We start from the raw sequence: 18608 nt of genomic DNA, 5'->3' as shown, positions 1-18608 counted from the left end.
ACCGGAAATTCATTTACGAAGCATGCCTTCGATAAAATCTTTCCAGTTCCCCAGTTCACGTTCAATCATAACAACCTCTCTTATTATTATGCGCATTCTACGAAAACGTATCATCATTGTGAAGCCACTTTAACCGATTGCTGTGATTGAGCCCCGCTGTGCTGGTAGGTTTAGGATCACTATGAGCGTTGCCGGGTAAATTTTATGTGACCTACAGCAATATTTTGAAATAGTCGGAAAAATGACAGCATTTTTAATTTCCCCCTGAGTTTATTGGCAATTTAAACAGGGTGGACAACTATGCTTAAAAGATGAAAGACTATTCAGCTTACAGCTGTTCGTTGAATTATGGAGAATTGTAAATCCCGAAAAATTCCGAATGTGTTATATTCCACTTAAGGATATATCTTCGAAAATATTGAACATTTAATCCACAAAAGAACAAAAGGATTCACTATGGTTGTGATGTACGGCATTAAGAATTGCGACACGATTAAAAAAGCCCGCCGCTGGCTGGAAGCACACAACATCGACTATCGCTTCCACGATTACCGTGCCGACGGGCTTGACCCCGCGTTTCTCCATTCCGCCATCAACGAACTGGGATGGGAAGCGCTACTGAATACACGCGGGACCACCTGGCGAAAACTGGATGAATCTCTCCGGGCCACGATCAACGACGCCGACAGCGCAGCCAAACTGATGCTTGAAATGCCGGCAATCATCAAACGCCCATTGCTCTGCAAGCCAGGTCAGCCTATGCTGCTGGGTTTCAGTGAAACCCTTTATTCAGATTTATTCGTTGAGGTGTAGTCTATGTCATGCCCGGTCATTGAGCTGACTCAGCAGCTTATTCGCCGTCCTTCCCTTAGCCCGGACGACGCAGGTTGTCAGGCATTAATGATTGAGCGCCTGCGTGCCATCGGTTTTACCGTGGAGCACATGGATTTTGGCGATACGCAGAACTTCTGGGCATGGCGTGGTCAGGGAGAGACGCTGGCATTTGCCGGACATACTGACGTAGTTCCCGCAGGCGACGCAGACCGCTGGATCAACCCGCCTTTTGAGCCGACCATCCGCGACGGCATGCTTTTCGGACGCGGCGCTGCGGACATGAAAGGTTCTCTGGCTGCGATGGTCGTGGCGGCAGAGCGTTTCGTCGCCCAGCATCCGAACCATAAAAACCGTCTTGCGTTTTTGATTACCTCCGATGAAGAAGCCAGCGCCCACAACGGCACCGTGAAGGTCGTTGAGGCCCTGATGGCGCGCAATGAACGTCTGGACTACTGTCTGGTGGGCGAACCGTCCAGCACCGAAGTGGTGGGCGATGTGGTGAAAAATGGCCGCCGTGGCTCCCTGACCTGTAATTTGACTATTCATGGCGTGCAGGGCCACGTTGCCTATCCGCACCTGGCGGATAACCCGGTACACCGCGCCGCGCCGATGCTGAACGAACTGGTAGGCATTGAATGGGATAAAGGCAATGAATTTTTCCCGCCTACCAGCATGCAGATAGCCAACATCAAGGCCGGCACCGGCAGCAACAACGTCATTCCCGGCGATCTCTTCGTCCAGTTTAACTTCCGCTTCAGCACCGAACTGACCGACGAGATGATCAAAGCGCGCGTGATTGCGCTGCTCGAGAAATATCAGCTGCGCTATACCCTCGACTGGTGGCTGTCTGGCCAGCCGTTCCTGACGCAGCGCGGTAAACTGGTGGATGCGGTGGTGAACGCCATTGCGCACTATAATGAAATTAAGCCACAGCTGCTGACAACGGGCGGCACGTCTGACGGACGCTTTATCGCCCGCATGGGCGCACAGGTTGTCGAACTGGGTCCGGTTAACGCGACGATTCACAAAATCAATGAATGCGTGAACGCTGCCGATTTACAACTGCTGGCCCGCATGTATCAACGTATTATGGAGCAGCTCGTCGCCTGACGGGTGCTTAAAGAGGATTAGCGAATGGACTGGCTTTCAAAGTACTGGTGGATTCTGGTGTTGGTATTTCTGGTAGGCGTGCTGCTTAACGTGATTAAAGATCTCAAGCGCGTTGACCATAAAAAGTTCCTTGCCAACAAACCGGATCTTCCGCCGCACCGTGATTTTAACGACAAGTGGGACGATGAAGACGACTGGCCGAAGAAGGACCAGAAGAAGTAATCGCTCTGTTTCCCCTCTCCCTAAAGAGAGGGGGACACCTCACATAAACTCGACGATATCATCGTCATTCGGCTTACCGCCGCTGAGCGCTTCATCAAAGTAGTGCTTCGGTACGGTATAACGCAGATGATCGAGCGCGAACTGCATGCTGCGATCGTCAATGGCATGCCCCAGATCGTCCACGATATCCAGCGTCACATCTCCGCCCTCGCGCATCAGCGTCTCCTGGGCAGCTACCGCATGCGAAAGCTCAATTACCCGGTCTTCCCCCCCATGAATGAGATGGATCGTGGTCTGCGTGGTCGCGCTTTGCGGTAACGTCGCAAAACGCCCGTTAAAGGCAATCACGCGGGACACCAGTCCGGGCTGCGCTTTTACGCTTTCCAGCGACATGATTGAGCCCTGAGAGAAGCCAATCAGCGCCGTTGCGTCGGCGCCTACGTCGCTCTGCTGCTGCCAGTAACGCACGGTATCGATAAAGGCTGGCATAACGGCATCAATACGCGCCTGACGATTCTCCTCCGTCACGCCCTCGACGGAAAACCACTGCCGCCCGTCCGGACCGCACGGCTCCACGCCGCCGATGCTGACGATCAGCGCGTGTGGGAAAACGGGTGCAAACCAGCTGCCAATCTGTCCCATATTGACGGCATTGTCGCCCACGCCATGAAACAGAAGCAGGAGCTGTTTAGCAGGGGTATCCGGGCTTTGCACAACAAAATGGTCATGTTTCATGGCGATCTCCTTAATTGATAAGCAGGATTTTACGCCTCTGCGGGGTAATGACCATGCCACTTTACTGAAGAACTCATTGAAAAAATTGCCATTGCAAAATGTCGGCTTTCAGCTGCTGGCTACGGGAGTAATCAAGCCTTTCAAGCGCGTGAGCGGTTTCCTCGCGTAGCTTCGCCAGCAACGCTTTGCGCCCGAAATCGTGCGTATTCCCTTCCATTTTCCCCCGCAGTGCCGGGAGCGGCATGTCCACGGCTAACAACAACCGCGTCAGCGCCGCAACCGAAGTTGAAAACGCCCGGTGAGCAAAGGCAAACCCCGCCAGCTCCAGCCAGTCGTCACTATTAAGGGTAGCTTCCCATGCATCCGTCACCGGGATCTTTTCGCCATTCCAGGCCGACAGGACGCGCATATCACGACATAACCGCTGATGCGCCTGTTCGCAGAGCTGATGCCCCGCCTCGCTCAGCGGCAGCAACGCCATCGCCGTATAGCACCCGCTGCTGGCTTCCCGGTGGCTGCCCATTCGCACCAGCACAAACCCGCACTGCCGCCAGAAACGCCACAGCTCGTCGGTATAGCCAAAGCTGACCGAGAGATAATCTTCTCCGCTGGCACTGCGGATCAGCCGCTGGCCGATGCCTTCCCGCTGGCGATGGGGATGAACCGCAATGCGGCTGACGCGTCGGCCTTTCAGCGTCGCCGCGAGCGGCGAGCCGCCGTGCGCTGCCAGCGACTGCGCCACCAGATTTCCACGCGGCCGACGAAAGCCCGCCCAGACTGCGCGGCTAAGTTCAGGGGGTAATCCCCCCTCCTCCACCAGCCAGAGCGCGCCCGCGATCTCCGCGCCCGCCTGAGCAACAGCAAAGTGCTGGCCGGGGGCGTCCATCATCCGGCGTAAATCGAGGGGTGACGTCCGGTAGTGCGCGGCGCAAAGCAGTTCATACACGCCTGCCCCGCGCGTCGGATCGCTCTCCCACATCCCGGGCTCCAGCGACGTTAAACGTACCTCGCCTTCCGGTTTGCGATCGATAAGCGCATCGTCGAACAGCAGCGCGTTCGCCACTATCCGCTCAAGGGGACATCCGGCAGCCCAGCGAACAGGCGTGGATAAGGTATAACGCCGCAGCCCGCTGAACCGGGCGCAGAACTTCAGCAGGAATCCCCTGCCCGTGCCTTCATAACCCTGCACCGTGGTGGTCAGCAACACGCGGGGAAAGCGCGACGCCAGCTTCTCCAGCAGCGGGCCGGGGATGGCGGCCGCCTCATCGACAATCAGCCAGTCAGCTTCTGTTGTGGAGGCCAGCAGCGCATCCGGGGCCATAAAGTGAAAATGTTCCCCGGCGAAACGCGCGATGACATCCGTCGCCCCTTTTGCCGGTGCCGTCACTACTGCACTCCCCTGAATGCCGTTGAGCAACATGCCCGCCAGGGCGGACTTTCCGCGTCCGCGCGGTGCCGTCACGGCGGCCACGCCCGCAGGCATGGTCAGAAGAGCGTCGAGGATCTCAGCTTGCTCGCGCTGCGGTTCACCGCTGGCGGGCTGCCAGGCGGGTAAAACTGGCGCAACGGGAAGGCACAGAGGACGATGTTGATGCCAGACGATGGCATCTGAATCGGCGTCAAGCGTCCGGCAAAAGTGGTGAACAAAGTGCGGGGTGGCGATCGGCTCGGCGCTGTCGCTCCAGCGTAGAGAATCCGCGTCGGGCCTGTTAGCCCAGACGGAGAACGGCGGCACCAGCAGCATCAGAAGGCTTCCGGCGCGCAGGGTCCCGCTGAGGGCGGCGAAGGCCGAGACGTCAAACCCGCGACGCGCGTCAAAAACGGCGTGAAGGTATTCACGTCCCAGCAGGCCGCTGATGGCCTTAGAGGGGTTTTCCTCCAGCCACAGCCAGTCTCCTGGTAACGTATCGCGCAGGATGGTCGCCTGGCTCAACGTCCACGCTTCATCGCCGCTGAGCACCACCAGCCGGCGGTGCCCGGTACGCTGAAGCTGGTTGACCAGCTGTTCAAACCCCAACATCACATAGCTTTGCCGAAGGTATTACACTGCGACGGGTTGCCGCTGTCGAAGCCACGCTTAAACCAACTGTAGCGCTGCTCTGAGGTGCCATGGGTAAAGCTGTCCGGCACAACGCGCCCCTGGCTCTGCTGCTGCAAGCGATCGTCACCAATCGCCTGTGCGGCATTCAGGGCCTCTTCCAGATCGCCTGTTTCCAGCACGCCCTGCTGCTGCATGCTGTGTCCCCAGACGCCAGCGAAGCAGTCGGCCTGAAGCTCCATGCGTACGGACAGACGATTCACCTCCGCCTGAGAAGCATTCTGCTGCATCTGACGCACTTTAGGCTCAATGCCGAGGAGCTTCTGCACGTGGTGGCCGACTTCATGCGCGATCACGTAGCCCTGGGCAAAATCGCCGTCGGCGCCCAGCTTGCTTTTCATGTCGTCATAGAAGGAGAGATCGATATAGACGGTGCTGTCCGCCGGGCAGTAGAACGGCCCCATAACGGACTGCCCGGTGCCGCAGCCGGTGCGGGTTGCGCCCCGGTACATCACCAGTTTTGGCGGCTGATAAGTCCGCCCCATTTTCTCGAACTGCTGACCCCAGGTATCTTCGGTCGTCGCGAGAATAACGGAAGTAAATTTCGCCGCTTCATCTTCATTCGGGCTGATGGAGCGCTGAGAATACTGCTGCTGTTGCCCGGTTTCACCGGTCATCAAACCGGTCAGGTCGACGCCGTAGTAGCCCGCCACCAGCACGACGACCAGCAGAATAATGCCGCCCTTGCCGCTGGGTAACCGGAAACCTGGCCCGCCCATAGACGGACCACCGCCACCACTGCTGCGTCTGTCTTCTACGTTGTCACTTTCACGACGCCCTTGCCAGCGCATAAACACCTCGAACTATTCCATTTATAATAGCTATGATCGTAGGCGGTTAATGAAAGGATTACCATAGTAAACAAGGATAAGACGCCAAAGGATGCCAACATCCTTTGGCAAATGCGCAGTTTAGTCGAGCTTAACGCCTAAACGGTGAGCAACCGCTTCGTACGCTTCGACCACGCCACCCAGACTCTGGCGGAAACGGTCTTTGTCCATTTTATCCAGCGTCTCTTTGTCCCACAGGCGGCTGCCGTCCGGCGAGAATTCGTCGCCCAGCACCACTTCACCCTTGTACAGACCGAACTCCAGCTTGAAGTCGACCAGGATCAGGCCCGCGTCATCAAACAGCTTTTTCAGCACGTCATTGGCTTTGTAGGTCAGTTCCTGCATGCGCGCCAGGTTCTCTTTGCTTACCCAGCCGAAGGTTTCGCAGTAGGATTCGTTGACCATCGGGTCGTGCATGGCGTCGTTTTTCAGGAACAGATCGAACAGCGGTGGATTCAGTTCGATACCCTCTTCAATGCCCAGACGCTTCACCAGGGAGCCTGCGGCACGGTTACGGATCACGCACTCAACCGGCACCATATCCAGTTTTTTTACCAGACATTCCGTATCGGACAGCAACGCTTCCATCTGAGTCGGGATACCGGCTTCGGCCAGTTTGGTCATAATGAAGTGGTTGAACTTGTTGTTCACCATGCCCTTACGATCGAACTGCTCAATGCGTGCGCCGTCTCCTGCTGACGTATCATTGCGGAATTCGAGCACCAACAGATCCGGGTTTTCCGTGCTGTATACGGTTTTCGCTTTGCCACGATACAACTCAGCTTGCTTCTGCATCTTCATTACTCCTGGTGTGATGATTTGTATTCAAAACTGGCCATATTATGCCACGCACACGTTTGCGTAGCACGAAAATAAAAAGGGCTGGATTAACCAGCCCTCACTATTATTTGCTGAATGCGGCCTGGAAGGCAGCGACCAGCGCATCGTTCTGCGCCTGGGTCAGCGTGTGTCCTTTCGGATCGATAAATTGCAGGCTGCTGCGGTTATCGAGGTCGCCAACCTGGATTTTGTAGTCACCGGAAGGCAGCTGTGGATCGCTTGCCCCCAGCTCCTGCCAGGCGCTATCAGACAGCGGCTTATAGGTCGCTGTGATGCTGCCCGTTGAACGGGTGCTGTCGGTCACCTTCATGCCCACTTTTTCAAGCGTTGCTGGCAGGCGCTGCCAGGTCTGATTAAACGGCGCACGCACCACCAGCATTGGCAGGCCGGTATCGTCTGCACCGCTCTGCACATCAAACGTTGAACCGTTACGGTTCTGCGCGGCGTTTGCGGCATCGGTAGCGTTCTTATCCAGACCAGCGGCAATCACGTTCAGCATTTCAGTGCTGTAGCGCTGCATGGCGGCCGGATCGGCAACCGGTTTACCTGCCTGCTCAAGATTCAACAGCTTAACGGTAACCGCCTGCTGATAACCCTGCGGCTTAACGGAGACTTGATAACGACCACGATACTGCTGGTCTTCATCGAGACGGTTCCACTCAATCCAGTCGGTGGTTAAGGTCTGGCTGGCGTCGTCGCGTTTATCAATCGTATAGTTTTTCGACTGAATAACGCTCACAACCTGCGGCCACAGCGTGGCACCGCGTGCGCTTTCCACCAGCAGAGAGGCCGTATCACCGGTAAACTGCGTGCGCGCGCCACTCACCAGCGCCAGAGGCTGAGCCGGCGGACGAATATCAAGCGCTTTACCCACCAGGCCACTGCCGTTGGTAACCGGAATATTATAATCACCGTTCTGGATCGGCAGGATCATGCCGGCAGGCGCGTGAAGTTCAGCAAGCGGCGGCGCATCCAGATAGGATTCATCACCGCTCACCTGGCGCTTGTAGCGCGAGTCTGAACTACAGGCAGCGAGGAGCATAACAAGCGAAACACCCGCAACCTTCGCCAGGCGCGACTTCTGTACTGAATAAGCCATCAAATCTCCCTAAACTTTACAGCAAACCGGCATGCTTCAGCGCGCCAGCGACAATTTCACGACCGTGGTCGGTAATCGGTGTCATTGGCAGACGCAGCGTGTCGGTTGCTACAAGCCCCAACTCCTTACATGCCCATTTCACTGGGATCGGATTGGGTTCGACAAATAATTTATTGTGCAACGGCATCAGACGCTGATTAATCACGCGAGCTTCATCAAAGTGACCGGCTGCGGCCAGTTTGCACATGTCAGCCATATCACGCGCCGCCACGTTCGCCGTAACGGAAATCACGCCATTACCACCGAGCTGCATAAAGTCCAGCGCGGTCGCATCATCACCGCTCAACAGGATAAAGTCGTCTGAAACCAGCTCTTTGATCTGATGAACGCGGCTTAAGTTCCCTGTCGCCTCTTTAATCCCGATAATATTTTTTACTTTCGAGAGACGGCCAACGGTTTCCGGCAGCATATCGCAACCGGTACGGGACGGCACATTATACAGAATTTGTGGCAAGTCAGTATGTTCAGCGATGGCTTTGAAATGCTGGAACAAACCTTCCTGAGTAGGACGGTTGTAATAAGGGGTCACCGTCAGGCAGCCGACAATGCCGCTGTCGTTAAAACGCTGAGTCAGGCTAATCGCTTCTGCCGTTGCGTTTGCGCCCGTCCCCGCGATGACCGGAATACGCCCGTCCGCCAGTTCCAGGGTCAGCATCACAACGTCGCCGTGCTCTTCGTGGCTCAGCGTAGCGGATTCACCGGTAGTCCCTACCGAAACGATCGCCGAGGTTCCATTGGCGACATGGTAATCAATGAGCTTCTTCATGCTTGACCGGCAGACATTACCTTTTTCATCCATCGGTGTAACAAGCGCGACAATACTTCCCGTGAACATGAGCCATCCTCTGTGCGAACAAGAGCCTCAATGTTACGTTTGGAACTGTAATAAAAGCAAGCGACCTGAGGCTCTCAGGCGGTTGTATGCATGTTTTTTTTATGCTTTCCTTAGGAAGACTTAACCACGCAAAGGAAGAACAGGTTTGACAACCTCATCACAACATTACCTGGTTATCACTGCGCTGGGTGCTGACAGGCCGGGTATCGTGAATACCATCACTCGCCACGTGAGCAGCTGCGGCTGCAACATCGAAGATAGCCGGCTGGCTATGCTTGGCGAAGAGTTCACGTTCATCATGCTGCTTTCCGGAACATGGAATGCCATTACCCTCATTGAATCTACCCTGCCGCTGAAAGGCGCAGAGCTGGATTTACTGATTGTGATGAAGCGCACCACCGCGCGCCCGCGTCCGGCTCTGCCTGCCACGGTCTGGGTACAGGTTGAAGTGCCTGATTCGCCTCATCTGATTGAACGTTTCACGGCGCTGTTTGACAGCCATCAGATGAACATTGCCGAACTGGTTTCCCGCACGCAGCCGGGCGATGAAAACGCAATCCCGACGCTGTTTATTCAAATTACCGCACACAGCCCTGCCTCGCAGGATGCGTCAAATATCGAGCAAGCGTTCAAAGCCCTCTGTACAGAATTACATGCGCAAGGCAGTATAAGCGTCGTCGATTATTCGCAGCACGAACAGGATGGAGTTGAGTAATGAACCCACTGAAAGCCGGTGATATCGCACCGAAATTTAGCTTACCGGATCAAGACGGCGAGCAAGTAAATTTGACCGACTTCCAGGGACAGCGTGTTCTGGTCTATTTCTACCCGAAAGCCATGACCCCGGGCTGTACCGTACAGGCCTGCGGTCTACGCGACAACATGGATGAGTTGAAGAAGGTCGGTGTGGAAGTGCTGGGCATCAGCACCGATAAGCCAGAGAAGCTGTCACGCTTTGCGGAAAAAGAGCTGCTGAACTTCACGCTGCTTTCCGATGAAGACCACCAGGTTTGCGAGCAGTTTGGCGTCTGGGGTGAGAAGTCCTTTATGGGCAAAACGTACGACGGTATTCACCGCATCAGTTTTCTGATTGACGCTGACGGTAAAGTTGAGCACGTGTTTGATGATTTCAAAACCAGCAACCACCACGACGTGGTGTTGAAGTGGCTGAAAGAGAACGCGTGATCATTTTAGTGCCGGGTGGCGCTGCGCTTACCCGGGCTACAAGGTAAATGCAAAACGGTAGCATGCGCTACCGTTTTTAGTGTTTGCCCCCTCTCCCCGCGGGAGAGGGTTGGGATGAGGGCATCAGCCCGCACTAAATCTACTTCTCTTCCACCGCTGGCACATCCGGCCACGCGTGGACCACGGCTTTAATCAGCGTCGCCAGCGGAATGGCGAAGAATACCCCCCAGAATCCCCACAGCCCGCCGAAAATCACCACTGACAGGATAATGACCAGCGGATGCAGGTTAACTGCTTCTGAGAACAGCACCGGTACCAGCAGGTTCCCGTCCAGTCCCTGAATAATCAGGTATACGGCGAAACAGCTCCAGAACTCCGTACCCAGACCAAACTGGAACAGCGCCACACCGACTACCGGAATGGTCACCACAAACGCGCCGATATACGGGATCAGAACCGAGAATCCGACCAGCACCGCCAGCAGCAGCGAGTAGTTCAGTCCGAAGATCACGAAGCCAATCCAGGTCGCCACGCCCACCACAATCATCTCCAGCACTTTGCCGCGAATGTAGTTGGTGATCTGCTGGTTCATCTCCTGCCAGACCTGACCGGCGAGACCGCGATTGCGCGGCAGCACGCGGCGCACCGCGTTCAGCATCTGCTCTTTATCTTTGACCAGGAAGAATACCATTAGCGGCACGAGAACAAGGTAAACCGCCAGCGTCAGCAGGCCTACCAGCGAGGCCAGAGAGTATTTCACCACCGAGTCACCCATGGTCATGATGCGGGCGCGCATGTTTTCGGCCATCGCATCGATGATCCCGGCGTCCATCAGCGCAGGATAGCGGCGCGGCAGCGTGGCGGCAAAATCAGACAGTTTATTCAGCATGCCGGGCATATCGCGGATCAGGTAGATCCCCTGTTGCCAGGCGATGGGCATCACCACGAAGGACATCAGCAGCAGAATGCCGACAAACAGCACCAGAACAATGCTGGTCGCCCAGCGGCGGGAACAGCCGATATGTTCCAGACGCGCGGTGGGCCACTCCAGCAGATACGCCAGCACAATCGCCACCAGTAGCGGTGCCAGCAGGCCACTAAAGAAGAACAGGATACCGAATCCGGCAACCAGAATGACCAGCAAAGCAATGGCTTCCGGGTCGCTAAACCGACGCCGATACCACTGCATTAACATTTCGAGCATACAACCCTTCCCTGAATCGAATGGCGGGAGTGAGACGGTGAATTGTATCTAACTGTCACAAAAAAGACTTTCCTTTTTGTTTCACTGTCAGGTTTCGCAAAACCCTGATGAATGGGATTTTCTTCATCTCTTAACACGGCTACACTCGCAGAGCAGCGGAGATGAACGTTATGCGGGTTCATCGGTCAAATTAGCACATCCAACATACAGGACAGTGGTTATGTTCAGGCAGTTGAGAAAAACACTGGTTGCGACACTGATTGCCGCCGTGACGGTGGGTCAGGTGTTGCCCGCTTTCGCTGACTCGTCCGATTCATTGCCGGACATGGGCACCACGGCAGGAAGCACGCTCTCCATCGGGCAGGAGATGCAGATGGGTGATTATTACGTACGCCAGCTGCGCGGCAGTGCTCCGCTGATTAACGACCCTTTGCTGGTGCAATACATTAACGGCCTGGGGATGCGTCTGGTGGCGCACGCCGACTCGGTAAAAACGCCCTTCCACTTCTATTTAATCAATAACGACGAAATCAACGCCTTCGCCTTCTTTGGCGGGAACGTGGTACTGCATTCGGCGTTGTTCCGTTATTCCGATAACGAAAGCCAGCTGGCGTCCGTCATGGCGCACGAAATTTCGCACGTCACCCAGCGCCATCTGGCGCGTGCGATGGAAGATCAGAAGCGTAACGCCCCGCTAACCTGGGTGGGCGCGCTGGGCTCTATTCTGCTGGCGATGGCCAGCCCGCAGGCCGGGATGGCGGCGCTTACCGGGACGCTGGCGGGGACGCGTCAGGGGATGATCAGCTTTACCCAGCAGAATGAGCAGGAAGCAGACCGCATCGGCATTCAGGTTTTACAGCGTTCCGGCTTTGACCCGCAGGCCATGCCGAGCTTCCTGGAAAAGCTGCTCGACCAGGCACGCTACTCGTCGCGCCCGCCTGAAATTCTGTTGACCCACCCGCTGCCGGAAAGCCGCCTCTCGGATGCGCGTAACCGAGCCAACCAGATGCGTCCGGTCGTGGTGCAGTCTTCGCAGGATTTCTACATGGCCAAAGTGAGAACGCTTGGCATGTACAACTCCGGACGTAATCAGCTCACCAGCGATCTGCTGGACGCGCTGGCGAAAGGCAACGTGCGCGAGAAAAACGCGGCGCAGTATGGTCAGGCGCTCCAGGCGATGGAGGCCAGCAAATACGATGAAGCGCGAAAAGCGCTACAGCCGCTGCTGGCGGCGGCGCCTGACAATCCGTGGTATCTCGACCTCGCCACCGATATCGATCTGGGGCAGAAAAAAGCGACCGATGCGATTAATCGCCTGAAAGGGGCGAAAGATCTTCGTAATAATCCAGTATTGCAGCTTAACCTGGCGAACGCCTACCTACAGGGCGGCCAGCCCGGCGAGGCGGTGACCATTCTGAACCGCTACACCTTTAACAATAAAGACGACCAGAACGGCTGGGAGCTGCTCGCCCAGGCCCAGGGGCAACTGGGTAACCGCGATCAGGAGCTGGCCGCGCGTGCGGAAGGTCTGGCGCTGGCGGGTCGTCTCGATCAGGCCATCTCCCTGCTGAGCAGCGCCAGCTCGCAGGTGAAGCTTGGCAGCCTGCAACAGGCCCGCTACGATGCGCGAATCGACCAGCTGCGCGGCCTGCAACAACGCTTTAAGCCGTACGAGAAGATGTAATAAAGGAGAAGTCATGACAGACGCGGTAAAAATTTACCATAACCCTCGCTGCTCCAAGAGCCGAGACACCCTCAGCCTGCTGAAGTCTAACGGCATCGAACCGGAAGTGGTGCTGTATCTGGAGACGCCGCCGGACGCGCAGACTATCCGCCAGCTTCTGAAGATGCTGAACATGGGCAGCGCACGCGACCTGATGCGTCAGAAAGAAGATCTGTATAAGTCGCTCAATCTGAACGATACCAGTCTCACTGAAGAACGGCTGATTCAGGCGATGGTCGACAATCCAAAGCTGATTGAGCGCCCGATTGTGGTGGCGAACGGCAAGGCGCGTATCGGCCGTCCGCCGGAAGACGTGCTCGAGATCGTCTAATCGTTACGCCGCAGCGCTTCCAGAAACGCCTGCGGCGTACGCTCTCCCAGCTTTTTCTGCGCTTTTCCCCGGTTGTAAAACTCACACAGTTGGATCAACAGCTCTCCCATCGGTTCACTGTTCACCCGCGGAATGATTTCGCGTAACGGCACGGTGACCTGAAGAGCGAGATAATACTGTAAATGCACTTTTACGGTGACGTTATGCTCTGGCAAGTTCACTTCTAGCCCAAAAGTCTCAACAGATTGAATATCAGCCGGACAGGCAGCCAGCACCTCGTTCGTCCAGCGGGTCAGCAACTGCGGCGATACGCCAGCATAAAGCCGGGCGTAACACCAGCCGCTGACGGGTTCACGCGCCCAGAGCAGGTGTTGCTCGCCACCGTCGTCCATATGCAGCGACAGCGGCTGATGATGCAGGAGTAGCTTCTGCGGCATGATCCCGGCCTTCAGCGCCTTTTTGCCCTGCAACGACGCCCCCTTTTGTTTTAGCGAGGCTGGTTTGAGGTAGCGGTTCAGGGTCGCGCGGGAAACGGCGATCCCGAGTCCGTCATTCACCAGCAGCAGCAGTTCATCCAGCGGTGCCCCTGTGATATCCCGCAGGGCATTTATCAGTGCCGCCTGCTCTTGTCTCAGCGCTTTGTGTATCACTTTTGGCGTTGTGTGGTTATCCGAAACCTGGTCGCGGTTGCGCCAGCGCCTGACGGTGGTGACCGAGATCCCCAGCTCAACGGCAAGCTCTCTGTCGCTTTTATCTGACTGCTGAAGATAGCGACGGATACGCGGCGTGGTGGTGGCGTTGGCATGCAGTTTGATTTCCATCGCGTCTCTCTCCGCAACTAATCTTATGAGATTTATATCAGAGCAGCGAATGCTTTGTGACCGATTTCACCTTTCGCTCGCCGCGCTTCACTGATAATCCACAGACATAACATAAACAACACCCCTCAATCTTGTACGGAGTTCACAATGAACAATGTTCTGGGATTTCTTGAAGCAAAACTGATGCCTCTGGCGGCGAAAACGGCCCAGCAGCGTCATCTTGGGGCCATTCGTGGGGCCTACGTTTCATTCATGCCGTTTATCATCGTCGGCTCCATTCTGCTGGTGATCTCCTCCTTCCCGAATCAGGCCTATCAGCAGTTTATGTCTCAGGTCTTTGGTGAGAGCTGGAGTGCAATTATAGAGATCCCGTTTAACGCGGTGTTCTCAACCATGTCGCTGTTTATCAGCTTCCTGGTGGCCTACCGCCTGGCTGAGCATTATGGCGAGGACCGCATCTCCTGCGGCATTCTGGCGCTGGTCGCGTTTCTGATCCTGACGCCCTTTATCAAAGTGGCGGAAAACGGCGGCATTACCGTGATGCCGGTGGAGTGGATTGGCAGCAAAGGGCTGTTCGTGGCGATGATCGGTTCCCTGCTGTGGACGGAACTGTTCTGCTGGCTGAAGCGCAAAAAGCTGGTCATCAAAATGCCGGACGGCGTGCCTCCGGCGGTGCAGGAGTCGTTCGCGGCCCTGATCCCGGCCCTGCTGGTGATGATTCTGGTGCTGCTTATCCGCATCATCTTTGAAAACACCCACTACCACACCATCCACCAGTTTATTTATGAAGTGGTTGCCACCCCAGTGCGCCACTACGGCACCTCTTATTTCGGGGCGCTGATGACCGTATTCAGCATCACCATTTTGTGGTCAGTGGGCATTAACTCCGGTTCGATGATCAACGGCATTATTCGTCCGTTGTGGATGGAAAACCAGACCGACAACATCGCCGCGATCCAGGCGGGAACGACGCCGCCGCACATCATCACCGAACAGTTTTTTGACATGATCTGGATGGGCGGCGCGGGCGCCACGCTGTCGCTGGTGATTGCGATGCTGATTTTCGCCCGCAGCAAAAACATGCGCGAAGTGGCGCGCCTCGGTGCGGGCGCGTCGGTGTTTAACATCAACGAACCGATTCTCTTTGGCCTGCCGGTGATCATGAACCCAATCATGCTCATCCCGTTCAATCTGGTACCGCTGGTGCTGGTCACCGTGCAGTATGCGGCGATGAAAATTGGTGCCGTCGCCGTCACCACCGGAGTGTTTATCCCCTGGACGCTGCCGCCGGTTATTAGCGGATTTATCGTCACCGGGCACCTGAGCGGCAGCGTGATGCAGCTGATCAACCTGCTGATTGGCGCCATGCTGTACCTGCCTTTCATGCGTATCGTGGATAAACAGTACCGCGCCGCGGAGCTGACTACCGCAACGCAACCCGACACCACCCTTGCAAAACAGGAGTAAAGCATGTGGGGAATTATCGCAACCTGGCGAATGGCACTCGAAGGGGTCACGGAGTCTGCGTCTGCGCTGGCTGCGGGCAAACCTGTCGCTCCGGCGGTGGTGGATGCCGTCGCCGCCGTCGAGGACTTTCCGCTGTATAAATCCGTCGGCTACGGCGGGCTGCCGACGGAGAACGGCGAGGTAGAGCTGGACGCTGCCTATATGGACGGCGACACGCTGGCGTTCGGCGCCGTGGGCAATCTGGTGGATATCGCCAACCCGGTGCGCGTGGCGCACGCGCTCAGCCGCCAGCGCTATAACAGCCTGCTGGTCGGCCAGGGCGCGCGCGAATGGGCGCTGAGCCAGGGTTTTGCCGACAAAACCATGCTCACGGATCGCGCCATGCAACACTACCGTAAGCGCTGCCGCGAAACGCTGGATAAGGGGTTAAGCCCCTACGACGGACATGACACCGTCGGCATCATCGGCCTCGATAAACAGGGCTCGATGAGCGTCGCCACTTCCACCAGCGGCCTGTTTATGAAAAAACGCGGTCGCCTCGGTGACTCCCCCATCATCGGCTCCGGCTTTTACTGCGACAGCGAAACCGGCGCGGCCACCGCCACGGGCGTCGGTGAAGACCTGATGAAGGGCTGTACCAGCTACGAAATCGTTCGCCGGATGGCGCAAGGGATGACGCCGCAGCAGGCGGCGGATTCGGTGGTGTTCGAACTGGAAGACAAGCTGATGTCGCGCTTCGGTCGCGCGGGCGATCTCTCCGTGGTGTGCATGAACAGCAAAGGAGAATTTGGCGCCGCGACCAACATCAAAACCTTCTCGTTTGTGGTGGCGACGGCTCGCCAGCCCCTCACCGTTTTCCGTACTGAACGCCTGCGGGAGAAAACGCACTATCACGCGGTAGATGAGGAGTGGATGCAGGCCTATGCCGCGCGGATCCGCGCACCGATTGAGGAGTCATGATGATCACATACCAGTTTATCAACGCGCTTTCAGACGCGAAGCCGCAAAGCCATTTGATTGCGCGCGCTGACAGTTCCCTGTTACCGGATAGCGCTCTTATCGCTGAAATGCGCCAGCAGAGCACCGTCGCGGACGCGCGCTTTGGCTGCGCGCCGTTTGCCCGCATCACCCTGTTTCCGGATGCGCTCTGGCATGACGCCCTGACCGAAGGGTTGCTCACCGCCCTGCGACCGCTGCTTGCCGCCCCCGCCAGCGCCGAACTCGTGCTGGACGTGACGGATATTGACGATGTGGTGCTGGCGCAGGTACTGCGTTTTCTCTTTAATCAGGCGCACAGGCTCAGTGACCTGAAGCTGAAGAAGACGGACGTAGCGCTGCGTCTTACCTGCATCACTGCCCTCTGCCTGCCGGAACAGCAGGCGAAGCTGGAGACGACCTTCCGCCAGCAGCAGGCCATTGCGCTCGGCATGGTTGCGGCGCGACGTCTGGCGGATATGCCGTCCGACCGCTGCACGCCGCAGTTTGTGGTGGATGAGGCGCAAAAACTGTGTGCCGCCAGCCCTGCCCTGCGGTGTGACGTACTGGATGAAACGCAAATCGTTGAGCAAGGGCTTGGGTTGCTGCACGCCGTCGGCAAAGGGGCGACCTGCCCACCGAGCCTGCTGGCTATTCACTATAACGGCGTGTCTGATGGCCCGGTGCGCTGCTACGTGGGAAAAGGCATTACCTTTGACACCGGCGGCCTGTGGCTGAAGGAAGGCGCGGGCATGTACACCATGAAATATGACATGTGCGGCGCGGCTAACGTGCTCGGGCTGATGCTGACCGTTGCGGAGCTGAAATTACCCGTGCGCATCATGGGCGTGCTGGCGCTGGCGGAAAACGCCATCGGCCCCGACGCCATGCAGCCCGGCACGGTGGCGACGGCCTGCAACGGCACCACCGTTGAAATCAACAATACCGATGCCGAGGGCCGGCTGGTACTGGCAGACGCTATCGCCTGGGCGAGTCAGCGCCATCCGCAGGCGCACTATATCATTGATATGGCGACCTTAACCGGAGCGGTGGTGAAAGCGCTGGGGTATGAGCTGAGCGGGCTGATGACCCAGGATGAGCCGTTGCGTCAGGCACTGACGCTCGCGGGCAAACGAAGCGGCGACGAGGTGTGGTCCCTGCCGCTGGATGCGCGGCTGAGAAAGCAAACCGATAGCGCGATTGCCGATCTGTGCAACACGCCGACCAATAACGCGGCGATCAGCGCATCGGCGGCGTGGCTGCTGCATCACTTCTGCCCGTCGACCATTCCGTGGGCGCATCTGGATATCAGCGGGACGGCGCTGTGGCGAGAAAACGGACGGAGCGTGGCGTCGGGAAGACCGATTCCGCTGCTGGTTGAGCATCTGATGGAAGATTGTTAAGCCCGGTGGCGCTGCGCTTACCGGGCCTACAAAGCGTGACGGGTTTTCGTAGGCCGGGTAAGGCGCAGCCGCCACCCGGCAAAACTAGAGCTTGAGAATATCTTTCACAAACGGAATGGTTAGCTTGCGCTGCGCGGTAATAGACGCGCGATCGAGCTGATCGAGCGTGTCAAACAGCGTGCGCATTTCCCTGTCCAGGCGTTTAAGCAGGAACCGACCCACGTCCTCCGGCAGCTCAAACCCACGCTGCTTAGCGCGCAGCTGAAGTGCCTGGAGTTTGTCTTCATCCGACAGCGGTTGCAGCTTGTAGATTTGTCCCCAGTCCAGACGAGACGCCAGATCCGGCAGCCCCAGATTGAGCTGACGCGGCGGACGATCGCCGGTGATCAGCAGCCGGGTTTTGCCCGACTCCAGAATGCGGTTGTAGAGGTTAAAGATCGCCATTTCCCACGGCTCATCACCCGCCACGCATTCGATATTATCGATGCAGACCAGGGAGAGATGTTCCATGCCCTCCAGCACCTCAGGCACAAACCAGGTGCGTTTATCCAGCGGCACATAGCCTACCGCGTCACCGCGCGCCGAAAGCTCCGCACAGGCGGCATGCAGCAGGTGGCTGCGTCCCGCGCCTTCGCGTGACCAGATATAGATGTATCCGCTGTGTTCCTGGCGCAGCACGTTTTGCAGTGCAGCCAGTAAAGAGGGGTTATCACCCGGCCAGAAACTCGCGAAAGTTTCGTCGTCAGGGAGATAAAGTGGCAGAGAGAGCTGTGCCGGTCCGTTCAGAAATACCTCAACCAGAGATCTTACATAAAATCGGAATGGAGTTTAACACG

General features: G+C 56.9%; 20 protein-coding genes. 10 read left to right on the top strand and 10 right to left on the bottom strand.

The features are described 5' to 3' along the window. Positions 1-9: 9 nt before the first annotated feature. Positions 10-69 carry a protein YpfM gene (gene ypfM / locus SK62_RS22805; RefSeq protein ID WP_015572204.1) on the bottom strand — a complete coding sequence of 20 codons (60 nt, stop codon included), beginning with the start codon at positions 67-69 and terminating at the stop codon, positions 10-12. A gap of 387 nt (positions 70-456) precedes the next feature. Here ypfM and SK62_RS05555 point away from each other — a divergent pair, with 387 nt between their 5' ends. From SK62_RS05555 to SK62_RS05545, 3 genes are read left to right on the top strand one after another with little or no spacing between them, the layout of a single operon-like run. After that, positions 457-813: an ArsC family reductase gene (locus tag SK62_RS05555; RefSeq protein WP_015572203.1), complete on the top strand. Its 357-nt coding sequence runs from the start codon at positions 457-459 to the stop codon at positions 811-813. 3 nt (positions 814-816) lie between these two features. After that, the gene (dapE, locus tag SK62_RS05550; protein ID WP_017383496.1) at positions 817-1944 is read left to right on the top strand and encodes a succinyl-diaminopimelate desuccinylase; all 1128 of its coding nucleotides are present in this window, start codon (positions 817-819) and stop codon (positions 1942-1944) included. A 24-nt stretch (positions 1945-1968) separates the two neighbouring features. Continuing rightward, positions 1969-2166: a YpfN family protein gene (locus SK62_RS05545; protein ID WP_000383991.1), complete on the top strand. Its 198-nt coding sequence runs from the start codon at positions 1969-1971 to the stop codon at positions 2164-2166. Between the two features lie 39 nt (positions 2167-2205). Here SK62_RS05545 and ypfH read toward each other — a convergent pair whose 3' ends face one another. From ypfH to dapA, 6 genes are all read right to left on the bottom strand, one after another. Then, a complete protein-coding gene (gene ypfH, locus SK62_RS05540; protein ID WP_047719311.1) occupies positions 2206-2901 on the bottom strand; it encodes an esterase in 696 nt (231 codons plus the stop codon). A gap of 73 nt (positions 2902-2974) precedes the next feature. Then, positions 2975-4921 carry a tRNA(Met) cytidine acetyltransferase TmcA gene (locus SK62_RS05535; RefSeq protein ID WP_023304192.1) on the bottom strand — a complete coding sequence of 649 codons (1947 nt, stop codon included), beginning with the start codon at positions 4919-4921 and terminating at the stop codon, positions 2975-2977. After that, the gene (locus SK62_RS05530; RefSeq protein WP_001303362.1) at positions 4921-5790 is read right to left on the bottom strand and encodes a KPN_02809 family neutral zinc metallopeptidase; all 870 of its coding nucleotides are present in this window, start codon (positions 5788-5790) and stop codon (positions 4921-4923) included. Before SK62_RS05530 ends, SK62_RS05535 begins: the two co-directional genes overlap by 1 nt. A gap of 120 nt (positions 5791-5910) precedes the next feature. Continuing rightward, complete coding sequence (purC, locus tag SK62_RS05525; protein WP_001171626.1) at positions 5911-6624, bottom strand: phosphoribosylaminoimidazolesuccinocarboxamide synthase; 714 nt, start codon at positions 6622-6624, stop codon at positions 5911-5913. A 109-nt stretch (positions 6625-6733) separates the two neighbouring features. Beyond that, a complete protein-coding gene (bamC, locus tag SK62_RS05520; protein ID WP_017383500.1) occupies positions 6734-7768 on the bottom strand; it encodes an outer membrane protein assembly factor BamC in 1035 nt (344 codons plus the stop codon). Between the two features lie 16 nt (positions 7769-7784). Further along, a complete protein-coding gene (dapA, locus tag SK62_RS05515) occupies positions 7785-8663 on the bottom strand; it encodes a 4-hydroxy-tetrahydrodipicolinate synthase (protein ID WP_003860542.1) in 879 nt (292 codons plus the stop codon). A 145-nt stretch (positions 8664-8808) separates the two neighbouring features. Here dapA and SK62_RS05510 point away from each other — a divergent pair, with 145 nt between their 5' ends. Both SK62_RS05510 and bcp read left to right on the top strand, forming a co-directional pair. Beyond that, positions 8809-9378 carry a glycine cleavage system transcriptional repressor gene (locus tag SK62_RS05510; RefSeq protein WP_000213743.1) on the top strand — a complete coding sequence of 190 codons (570 nt, stop codon included), beginning with the start codon at positions 8809-8811 and terminating at the stop codon, positions 9376-9378. Next, positions 9378-9848 (top strand): thioredoxin-dependent thiol peroxidase, encoded by a 471-nt coding sequence (gene bcp, locus SK62_RS05505; protein WP_015572198.1) that lies wholly within the window; start codon positions 9378-9380, stop codon positions 9846-9848. Before SK62_RS05510 ends, bcp begins: the two co-directional genes overlap by 1 nt. A gap of 139 nt (positions 9849-9987) precedes the next feature. Here bcp and SK62_RS05500 read toward each other — a convergent pair whose 3' ends face one another. Continuing rightward, positions 9988-11052: an AI-2E family transporter gene (locus SK62_RS05500; protein ID WP_003860546.1), complete on the bottom strand. Its 1065-nt coding sequence runs from the start codon at positions 11050-11052 to the stop codon at positions 9988-9990. A 220-nt stretch (positions 11053-11272) separates the two neighbouring features. Here SK62_RS05500 and bepA point away from each other — a divergent pair, with 220 nt between their 5' ends. Together bepA and arsC are read left to right on the top strand one after the other, a co-directional pair. Beyond that, positions 11273-12736: a beta-barrel assembly-enhancing protease gene (gene bepA / locus SK62_RS05495; protein ID WP_015572197.1), complete on the top strand. Its 1464-nt coding sequence runs from the start codon at positions 11273-11275 to the stop codon at positions 12734-12736. A 13-nt stretch (positions 12737-12749) separates the two neighbouring features. Beyond that, positions 12750-13106 carry an arsenate reductase (glutaredoxin) gene (gene arsC / locus SK62_RS05490; protein ID WP_023304195.1) on the top strand — a complete coding sequence of 119 codons (357 nt, stop codon included), beginning with the start codon at positions 12750-12752 and terminating at the stop codon, positions 13104-13106. On the opposite strand, the gene SK62_RS05485 is transcribed toward arsC, so the two are convergent. After that, positions 13103-13927, bottom strand: a complete 825-nt coding sequence (locus SK62_RS05485; protein WP_047719312.1) for a homeodomain-like domain protein — start codon at positions 13925-13927, stop codon at positions 13103-13105. The genes arsC and SK62_RS05485 overlap by 4 nt on opposite strands. 147 nt (positions 13928-14074) lie before the next feature. Between SK62_RS05485 and celB the strand changes: the two genes are divergently transcribed. The 3 genes from celB to SK62_RS05470 are packed head-to-tail and all read left to right on the top strand — an operon-like array spanning position 14075 to position 17772. Continuing rightward, the gene (gene celB, locus SK62_RS05480; protein ID WP_048249342.1) at positions 14075-15394 is read left to right on the top strand and encodes a PTS cellobiose transporter subunit IIC; all 1320 of its coding nucleotides are present in this window, start codon (positions 14075-14077) and stop codon (positions 15392-15394) included. Between the two features lie 3 nt (positions 15395-15397). Continuing rightward, a complete protein-coding gene (locus SK62_RS05475; protein ID WP_047719314.1) occupies positions 15398-16354 on the top strand; it encodes a N(4)-(beta-N-acetylglucosaminyl)-L-asparaginase in 957 nt (318 codons plus the stop codon). Beyond that, positions 16354-17772, top strand: coding sequence for a leucyl aminopeptidase family protein (locus tag SK62_RS05470; RefSeq protein ID WP_048249339.1), 1419 nt, complete (start codon positions 16354-16356; stop codon positions 17770-17772). Before SK62_RS05475 ends, SK62_RS05470 begins: the two co-directional genes overlap by 1 nt. Positions 17773-17856: 84 nt before the next feature. On the opposite strand, the gene SK62_RS05465 is transcribed toward SK62_RS05470, so the two are convergent. Continuing rightward, positions 17857-18558 carry a DnaA inactivator Hda gene (locus SK62_RS05465; RefSeq protein ID WP_166792068.1) on the bottom strand — a complete coding sequence of 234 codons (702 nt, stop codon included), beginning with the start codon at positions 18556-18558 and terminating at the stop codon, positions 17857-17859. Positions 18559-18608 lie beyond the last annotated feature (50 nt).

The organism is Enterobacter sp. BIDMC109, from assembly GCF_001037885.1.
Taxonomy (GTDB): Bacteria; Pseudomonadota; Gammaproteobacteria; order Enterobacterales; family Enterobacteriaceae; genus Enterobacter; species Enterobacter hormaechei_C.
Note: the sequence above shows the minus strand (reverse complement) of the source record. Positions and strands in the feature narration are given on the sequence as shown.

Coding starts and splice junctions, on each gene's coding strand:
- SK62_RS05555 (WP_015572203.1), top strand. CDS start 457: ATGGTTGTGATGTACGGCATTAAGAATTGCGACACGATTAAAAAAGCC.
- dapE (WP_017383496.1), top strand. CDS start 817: ATGTCATGCCCGGTCATTGAGCTGACTCAGCAGCTTATTCGCCGTCCT.
- SK62_RS05545 (WP_000383991.1), top strand. CDS start 1,969: ATGGACTGGCTTTCAAAGTACTGGTGGATTCTGGTGTTGGTATTTCTG.
- ypfH (WP_047719311.1), bottom strand. CDS start 2,901: ATGAAACATGACCATTTTGTTGTGCAAAGCCCGGATACCCCTGCTAAA.
- SK62_RS05535 (WP_023304192.1), bottom strand. CDS start 4,921: ATGTTGGGGTTTGAACAGCTGGTCAACCAGCTTCAGCGTACCGGGCAC.
- SK62_RS05530 (WP_001303362.1), bottom strand. CDS start 5,790: ATGCGCTGGCAAGGGCGTCGTGAAAGTGACAACGTAGAAGACAGACGC.
- purC (WP_001171626.1), bottom strand. CDS start 6,624: ATGCAGAAGCAAGCTGAGTTGTATCGTGGCAAAGCGAAAACCGTATAC.
- bamC (WP_017383500.1), bottom strand. CDS start 7,768: ATGGCTTATTCAGTACAGAAGTCGCGCCTGGCGAAGGTTGCGGGTGTT.
- dapA (WP_003860542.1), bottom strand. CDS start 8,663: ATGTTCACGGGAAGTATTGTCGCGCTTGTTACACCGATGGATGAAAAA.
- bcp (WP_015572198.1), top strand. CDS start 9,378: ATGAACCCACTGAAAGCCGGTGATATCGCACCGAAATTTAGCTTACCG.
- SK62_RS05500 (WP_003860546.1), bottom strand. CDS start 11,052: ATGCTCGAAATGTTAATGCAGTGGTATCGGCGTCGGTTTAGCGACCCG.
- bepA (WP_015572197.1), top strand. CDS start 11,273: ATGTTCAGGCAGTTGAGAAAAACACTGGTTGCGACACTGATTGCCGCC.
- arsC (WP_023304195.1), top strand. CDS start 12,750: ATGACAGACGCGGTAAAAATTTACCATAACCCTCGCTGCTCCAAGAGC.
- SK62_RS05485 (WP_047719312.1), bottom strand. CDS start 13,927: ATGGAAATCAAACTGCATGCCAACGCCACCACCACGCCGCGTATCCGT.
- celB (WP_048249342.1), top strand. CDS start 14,075: ATGAACAATGTTCTGGGATTTCTTGAAGCAAAACTGATGCCTCTGGCG.
- SK62_RS05475 (WP_047719314.1), top strand. CDS start 15,398: ATGTGGGGAATTATCGCAACCTGGCGAATGGCACTCGAAGGGGTCACG.
- SK62_RS05470 (WP_048249339.1), top strand. CDS start 16,354: ATGATCACATACCAGTTTATCAACGCGCTTTCAGACGCGAAGCCGCAA.